General features: G+C 47.0%; 5 protein-coding genes and 1 pseudogene. 5 read left to right on the top strand and 1 reads right to left on the bottom strand.

Going from position 1 to position 7,791, the window contains the following annotated elements; all coding sequences use genetic code 11:
- Positions 1–76: 76 nt before the first annotated feature.
- From WS42_RS13810 to WS42_RS13790, 5 genes and pseudogenes are all read left to right on the top strand, one after another.
- A pseudogene (locus tag WS42_RS13810) lies at positions 77–316 on the top strand (SanA/YdcF family protein); the annotation flags it as partial.
- 39 nt (positions 317–355) lie between these two features.
- On the top strand, positions 356–2,284 hold the full coding sequence (locus WS42_RS13805) for an AMP-dependent synthetase/ligase (protein WP_022159761.1): 1,929 nt from the start codon (positions 356–358) through the stop codon (positions 2,282–2,284).
- Between the two features lie 10 nt (positions 2,285–2,294).
- Complete coding sequence (gene ispG / locus WS42_RS13800) at positions 2,295–4,133, top strand: (E)-4-hydroxy-3-methylbut-2-enyl-diphosphate synthase (RefSeq protein WP_046404313.1); 1,839 nt, start codon at positions 2,295–2,297, stop codon at positions 4,131–4,133.
- 162 nt (positions 4,134–4,295) lie between these two features.
- Positions 4,296–5,672: an MATE family efflux transporter gene (locus WS42_RS13795; RefSeq protein WP_022159763.1), complete on the top strand. Its 1,377-nt coding sequence runs from the start codon at positions 4,296–4,298 to the stop codon at positions 5,670–5,672.
- A gap of 22 nt (positions 5,673–5,694) precedes the next feature.
- The gene (locus WS42_RS13790; RefSeq protein ID WP_013613077.1) at positions 5,695–6,309 is read left to right on the top strand and encodes a cytidylate kinase-like family protein; all 615 of its coding nucleotides are present in this window, start codon (positions 5,695–5,697) and stop codon (positions 6,307–6,309) included.
- Between the two features lie 75 nt (positions 6,310–6,384).
- On the opposite strand, the gene WS42_RS13785 is transcribed toward WS42_RS13790, so the two are convergent.
- A partial coding sequence (locus WS42_RS13785) for a TlpA family protein disulfide reductase (protein ID WP_046451275.1) occupies positions 6,385–7,791 on the bottom strand: 1,407 nt, incomplete at its 5' end.

Here is a 7,791-nt window from a genome sequence, read left to right as displayed (position 1 = left end):
CATGCTGATGGCAAGGCATCAGAAAATAGCTAAACTCTTTGACGAAGAATTTTGGGGTACGCAATGACGAAGTCAGGAAAAAGTGTTCGGACAGGATCGGTTTACTATCATCTCCCAACGGTTTCATAACGAGAGAGCCCTGTATATTGCCGGGCGGAATGGAATCGAAGCCGTCGGTTTTAATGCGAAAGATGTCGATGTCTATAATGGTGTTAAGACCCGGGTCCGGGAATTATTGGCCCGGGTGAAAGTTTTTATCGACATCGTTGTCCATAAAGGTCCCCGTCATTTGGGAAAACGGGAGATTATTCCCTGAAGTTTGTCCTTGAACGCACGTTTTTGTATCTTTGTCCCCATGAAGAACGGGGAGTTGCATACATTGATCGATTTGCTGGAACGGAGTTGCCTGAAGTTTCCGGAAAATGCTTATTTGTGGGAAAAGCGTGAAGGGGGGTATCGGTCGGTGACCTATCGGCAAACTCGCCGGGAAGTGGGTGATGTGGCGGCCGGTTTGCTGGCCGGAGGTTTGCAGAAGGGCGATCGCGTTGCTTTGCTGAGTGAGGGATGTAACGATTGGGTGTTCGCCGAATTGGGTATTTTATATGCCGGTGGTGTGAATGTTCCCCTGAGTATTAAACTCACGGATAAAGAATTGATATTTCGTGTCCGCCATTCCGGGGCCCGTTTCCTGATCGTATCGGATTATTATGTAGCGACTTTGCGGCGGATAGAAGCTGAACTTCCCGAAATCGAAAAGATTTATGTCATCCGTTATTCTTCGGCTGAGGAAGGAAAATATAATTCTTTCGAACGTCTGAAAGATGAAGGAAAACGTTGGGTGACAGAGTACCCTGGAATGTTGGAAAAACAGGCCGCAACAGTTAGTGGGGCCGATCTGGCCAATATTTCATATACCTCGGGAACGACGGCCGAGCCGAAAGGAATTATGCTTACCCATGAGAATTATGTGAGTAACGTGTTGCAATCCGATTCCCTGATCCGTATTCCGGAATATTTCCGGATTTTGCTTTTTTTACCTTGGGATCATAGTTTTGCACATACCGTCGGGATTTATTCGTTTATGTATAACGGGGCTTCGTTGGCAGCCGTCGATTTCGGTAAGTCACCGATGGAATATCTGCGTAATATTCCGTTGAATATGAAAGAGATAAAGCCGCATGTGTTGCTGAGCGTTCCTGCTTTGGCCAAGAATTTCCGGAGGAGTATCGAGACGGGTATCCGGCAACGGGGATGGCTGATCCGGAAACTTTACGGACTGGGACTGAAATGGGGATATTACTATCATGGTCAGGGAAATTTCCGGGGGAAAGGCGGACGTATGCTACTGTGGCCTGTGGTGAAGCTGATGGATATACTGGTATTTTCGAAGATCCGGAAAATTTTTGGCGGTAACCTGCAATTTTTTGTCGGGGGTGGGGCTTTACTGGATACGGAATTGCAAAGATACTACTGTACCCTGGGTATCCCGATGTTGCAAGGGTACGGATTGTCCGAAGCTTCTCCGGTGATTAGTTCCAATTGTCCGCAACGTTACCGTTTCGGGTCTTCGGGACAGGTAGTGAAACCTTTGGAATTGAAGATTTGTGACGAAACAGGGACAGAAGTGAAGAAAGGAGAAAAGGGAGAGATCGTCATCCGGGGGAAGAATGTGATGAAAGGATATTGGAAGAATGAGAAGTCTACGGCCGGGACGATCCGCGACGGCTGGTTGTATACCGGAGACAGGGGTTATCTCGGTGAAGACGGGTCGTTGTTTGTATCGGGACGTTTTAAATCACTGCTGATTGCCGGCGACGGGGAAAAATATAGCCCCGAAGGAATCGAAGAAGCTATTGCCGAATTATCCCCCTATATCGATTATTGTGTGTTGTACAATAATCAGTCGCCTTATACGGCCGGCCTGATCGTTCCGAATAAAACAGCTCTGACCGAATATGTAAAACAACGGGAAGAAGAACCCGGAACGGTTGAAGCTTGTAAGCTGATGCTGACGAAATTGAATGAGGAACTGATGAAATTCCGTAAGGGTGGCATGTATGAAGGGATGTTTCCCGAACGCTGGTTACCTGCTGTTGTCGGGATCTTGCCGGAACCTCTGACGGCACAGAACGGAACGGTCAATTCAACTTCGAAGGTGGTGCGGCACAAGGTGTACGAAGTTTTCCGGGAAGAATTGGATTTTCTTTATACCCCTGAGGGAAAGGATATCCGGAATCCCCGGAATACGAAGAATATGAAGAGTATGATCACGTGGAAGATCTAATAAGAAAATTATGCGAAGGAAAACAACTGCTGTTCGAATAGGAAATGTGGTTCTTTCATCGGAAGAACCGGTGCTGGTTCAATCGATGCTGAATACGTCGACCCGGGAGGTGGATGCTTGTGTCGAACAGGCGATCCGGATTATCGAGGCCGGTGGCCGGCTGGTGAGGATTACTGCTCCGGGAGTGAAGGAAGCGGAGATGCTCGGGGAAATACACCGTCGTTTGCGTGAACGGGGATATACGACTCCGATTTCTGCGGATATTCATTTTGTTGCTGAGGCTGCTTCGGTTGCCGCCCGTTATGTGGAAAAGGTGAGGATAAATCCGGGAAATTTTGCGGATAAACGGGCCACTTTTAAGAAGCTGACCTATACCGATGAGGAGTATGCAGCTGAATTGGAAATCCTGCGGCAGAAATTTACGGAGTTTCTGGAGGTTTGCCGGCAATATGGAACGGCTGTCCGCATCGGTACGAATCATGGTTCGTTGTCCGATCGTATTATGAGCCGCTATGGAGATACCCCGGCGGGAATGGTGGAGGCTACGATGGAGTATTTGCGGGTGTGTCAGGCTTGTGACTTTAAAGATGTGGTGATTTCGCTGAAATCGAGCGATTGCCGGACTATGGTGGATGCCGTACGTTTACTGGTGGAGAAAATGGAGGCTGAGGGAATGTGTTATCCTTTGCATTTGGGAGTTACGGAAGCCGGTGAGGGTGAAGACGGACGTATCCGTTCGGCAGTGGGGATCGGAACCCTGTTGAATGAAGGAATCGGGGATACGATCCGGGTGTCCCTGACCGAGGAACCCGAAGCCGAGATTCCTGTGGCTTGCGAATTGGCCCGGATCTGTTCCGAACCGGAGTATCTGAAAGGGTGGACCCCATTGAAAGGAGAGTGTTCGAAACCTTGTATCGTGGCCGGATTGACGGGAGTAACCGTATTGGACGAACAGGTGATGAACCGGATCGGTTTTACCGTAAATGAGGTCAATGATCCGGTATATGGTGACCGTTTGCATGTCGGTATAAAAGCACCGGAATGGATTTATACCGGGACATTGGGACCGGAATTGACTAAATTACCCCCGGATACAGGGGTTATCGTACCTCTGGAGATTCTGGATATGGCTCATGTCTATAACCGGAATGCTTCTCCGTTATGCAGTGTCGGAGCATATAAAAAGGGGGAACAGACGATCGATAGCAAGTACAGATTGGTGCAGATCTGCCGGTCCGAAGAACTGGATGCCGATTTAACCGGCCGGTTGCGGCAGGATGGGAAAGCGGTGTTGGTTTTGGCACTGCCTGTCGAATATCGCCTTTACCGGGAAATATTCCGCCGGATACAGGAGGCCGGCCTGACTAATCCGGCGATTATCCGGGCTGTCGTGCCGGGGAAGGAGAAAGAACGAATCCGTCTTGTGGCGGCTTCACAATTGGGCGGTTTTTTCCTCGACCGTCTTGCCGGTGGTCTTTGGATCGAAACACCGGAAATAGAGGACCTGACTTTCCCTTTGGAATTGAGCCGGAATATTTTACAGTCTGCCGGAGTGCGTCGGTATAAGGCAGAATTTATCAGTTGTCCGGGGTGTGGAAGGACATTGTTCGATTTGCAGGGTGCGGTGGCTAAGGTGAAAGCAGCGTTCGGACATCTGAATACGCTGAAAATCGCTGTCATGGGTTGTGTGGTCAACGGACCCGGAGAGATGGGAGATGCCGATTATGGCTATGTCGGTGCAGGGAATGGAAAGGTAAACCTGTATAAAGGCCGGAAAATGGTGCGTACTGCTGTCCCGGAAGAGGAGGCGATCGGGGCGTTGAGGGAGATGATAGAGGGTAGAAGCTAAAAGTTAAAGGCTAAAGGTTAAAAGCTAAAGGCTGAAGAGTAGAAACTAAAGGGTAAAAGCTGGAAAGGGAGAGGGTAAAGGCGGGGAGAAAGGTAGAAAGTAAAAAAAAAGACTTTTAGTAGGAGGTGGGTGGCATGAGTGTTTAATTTTAAAATTTATTTTATGTCGGAACAATCGCCTCTGTCTTTAGGAACAGAGGATATTAAGAAATTATTGATGCGTTATGCTGTCCCGGCGATCGTAGCAATGACCGCTGCTTCGTTGTATAATATGATGGACAGTATTTTTATCGGACACGGGGTGGGGGCATTGGGAATTGCCGGTTTGGCCGTGACTTTCCCTTTTATTAATCTGGCGGCGGCTTTCGGCTCTCTGGTGGGAGTAGGAGCTTCTACACTGGTGTCTGTGAAGATGGGACAAAAGGATTTGAAAAGTGCCGAGGCGGTGCTCGGGAATGTACTTTTGCTGAATACCGTGATCGGTTTTTTGTTTATGACGGTATGCCTGATTTTTCTGGATCCGATCCTTTATTTTTTCGGGGCCAGTGCGGACACTTTGCCGTATGCCCGCGATTATATGAAGGTAATCCTTTATGGTAACCTCATTACTCATATTTATATGGGGCTCAATGAGGTGATGAGGGCTTCGGGTTACCCGCAAAGGGCGATGATGGCGACGTTGTTTGCCGTCTTGATCAACGGAGTGCTGAATGCACTTTTCATTTTTGTTTTGGATATGGGAATCAAGGGAGCTGCCCTGGGGACGATCTGTGCCCAGTTTTTGGCTTTGCTCGGGGTGTTGTACCATTTTTCCAGTCCGAAAAGTTTTATTCGTTTTCAAAAAGGAATTTTCAAGGTCAGATGGCATATTGTCGGAGGAATGCTGGCTATCGGGTTGTCGCCTTTCCTGATGAATCTTTGTAGTTGTCTGATCGTTTTGCTGATCAATAATGGATTGAAAGATTTCGGGGGAGATATGTATATCGGAGCTTATGGGATCGTCAACCGTATTGTGTTTTTGTTCATCATGATCGTTATGGGATTTAATCAGGGGATGCAACCTATTGCCGGATATAATTTCGGTGCCCGGCAGCTGTCCCGGATGATTCAGGTATTGAAATATACGACCTTATGTGCCATTACCGTGACCACTCTGGGATTTTTGATCTGTCAGATTTTTCCACGGACGATTATCCGGATGTTTACCGGTGATTCCGATTTGATCGATATTGCCGAACATGGGATGCGCCTGATTCTTTTGTTTTTCCCTTTGGTCGGTTTCCAGATGGTATCCTCGAGTTTTTTCCAGTCGATCGGGATGGCCGGAAAAGCGATTTTCCTGTCTTTAACCCGCCAATTGATCTTTTTATTGCCCTGTCTTCTTATCCTGCCGCATTATTGGGGTACTGACGGCGTTTGGGGAAGTATTCCGGTAGCGGATTTTATCGCTTCGATTACAACCGGGTTGATGTTGGGCTGGCAATTGAAGAAATTCAAGACCGGGGGATTGAATAATACAAAAGATTCGGTAGCTTTGTAATAGAGTTTGTAAACTGATATTTATGGAAAAGAAAATAATCATCACCATCGGAAGACAGTACGGTAGCGGTGGCCGCTATGTCGGTAAGAAGCTGGCTGAACAATTGGGTATTGCGTTTTACGATAAAGAATTGATCAACCTGGCTTCGAAAGAAAGCGGCATATGCGGTGAATTTTTCGAGAAAGCGGACGAACGGAATTCCGGTAGCCTGCTGAAAGCTTTAGCTATGGGTTTTTCGATGAATAACGCCATTTTTCAAAGTAACGATTACCTGTCGAACGAATCGTTGTTTCAGATTCAGTCGGATGTGATCCGTAAAGTGGCTGCCGAACAGTCGTGTATCCTGGTTGGCCGTTGTGCAGACTATATCTTGCGGGATAATGAAAATTGCATAAGCGTTTTTATCAGTGCCCGTATGGAGGACCGGATCCGGCGAGCTGTCGAGTATGCTCATATCGAAGAGAAAGAAGCCGAGGAATATATCCGGAAAGCAGATAAATCCCGGGCTTCTTATTATAATTACTATACCGATAAAATCTGGGGGGCTGCAGAATCTTACGACTTGTGTATCAGCTCTTCCGTTTACGGTATCGACGAAACGACCGCCTTTATCCGGGAGTTTGTGAGTAAACGGTGAAAGCGGTATAAACGGATAAAACGGTAAAAGCAGCTGTTTCTGCTGTTTTATCTGTTTTATCCGTTATTTCCGTTTCTACTGTTCTTCTATCAACGTATCGAATAAATCGCTTTTATTTTGCCGGTAAAAGGCTGTATTGACTACTTCTCCCCGTTTGTTGATGATTTCGTAGTGCGGGATTCCATTGATTTGGAAAAGTTCCCGTAGATAATTGTATTCGTCCTCCGGTATCCGGAATTTTTCTCCTTGCAGATCGGCTGTGAATCGGTTGTAATCGTTTATAGGTGAAGATTTTTCGTCTGTGATGAACAGGAATACGATATTTTTTCCACTATACTGTTCCCGGAGCGGTTTCATGTTTTGAATATCTGCCCGGCAAGGACCACAGCTCGTAGCCCAAAAGTCGACGTAGATCACTTTCCCCTGGTAAGGAGCGATGATTTTGCGGAAGATATCGGCACCTTTTCCTGCTGGTAATGCTCGGGAAGCCTTGATTTCCCGGGGACAGTATTTTTCGAGCAGGTAATGGGCTTTTTGACGGAGATAGGGGTTTTTTACTTCTTTTAATGTGAGGGCTACAAGACTGTCGGCTGTACTGCGTTGCAAGTTTTTGAGGTTTGTGCTCAGATCCCGTATTTTTATAATGTCATAACTCAAGTTGGGTTCGAGCTGAAGAGAATGGTAACAGATGCTGTCTTTTATTTTCCATTCGGTTTCGATCAGTCGGGGAAACCCCGATACTTCATATTGGGCGGAAATTTTGTAGGCTTGTTCGAAAGGAGGGATATATTCGAAACGGTTGAAAAATACCCAATTTTCATAGGGAATAAGCAGGTTGGGGTCGTTTAGCGGCATTTCTTTCAGGAAGTCATAGTAATCTTGAGGAACTTCGGCTTGCAGGATTTTGTTTTCCGGCTCCTCGTTTTGGAAATATTTCCGGGTGGTAGCAAAGTCCAGGATATGAGTTGCGATATCGGTTTTAATGTAGGTTTCCAGGATTTGCATGGATTTGGGACTGAAATGATATTGACGGTTCAACCGATCCAGGGTGTTTAATTTGTCTTCGAGTTTTTGCATAGCCTGGATTTTGAATGCCGTCGGAGTCAATTGTTTGGCTTGTTCTCTGAAATGGATATTCCCTTCCCTTTGAATATGGATCCCGGCTTTGGTCAGGTCGGCGTTGATTTTTGAAGAAGAGCCCATATACCGTAAGGTTTGAAAATCTTTGAAACGACGGTCCCGGTAACGATCGGCCTGTAACAGGTCTTCCCAATCGATGAAGATTGTCAGGGTGTCGCCCGGTTCGATGTAGAAAGGAAGGTTGAACGGAGTGAAGCTGATATTACCGCTAGTGGGGTTGTCTAAAGACAGTTCGGCCGAAAAACGTCCGTCTTCGAGTAGGGCGACGACTGTCGGAAAATCCTCTTCGGTAACGATATTGTTGTTGTAGATGATACCCGATGTAAATCCGGCCCTGGGATC

Origin of the sequence: Odoribacter sp. N54.MGS-14 (assembly GCF_000980295.1) — a bacterium.
Classification (GTDB): Bacteria; Bacteroidota; Bacteroidia; order Bacteroidales; family Marinifilaceae; genus Odoribacter; species Odoribacter splanchnicus.
The sequence above is the reverse complement of the archived record's forward strand: the minus strand, read 5'-3'. Positions and strand labels throughout refer to the sequence as shown.

Coding starts and splice junctions, on each gene's coding strand:
- WS42_RS13805 (WP_022159761.1), top strand. CDS start 356: ATGAAGAACGGGGAGTTGCATACATTGATCGATTTGCTGGAACGGAGT.
- ispG (WP_046404313.1), top strand. CDS start 2,295: ATGCGAAGGAAAACAACTGCTGTTCGAATAGGAAATGTGGTTCTTTCA.
- WS42_RS13795 (WP_022159763.1), top strand. CDS start 4,296: ATGTCGGAACAATCGCCTCTGTCTTTAGGAACAGAGGATATTAAGAAA.
- WS42_RS13790 (WP_013613077.1), top strand. CDS start 5,695: ATGGAAAAGAAAATAATCATCACCATCGGAAGACAGTACGGTAGCGGT.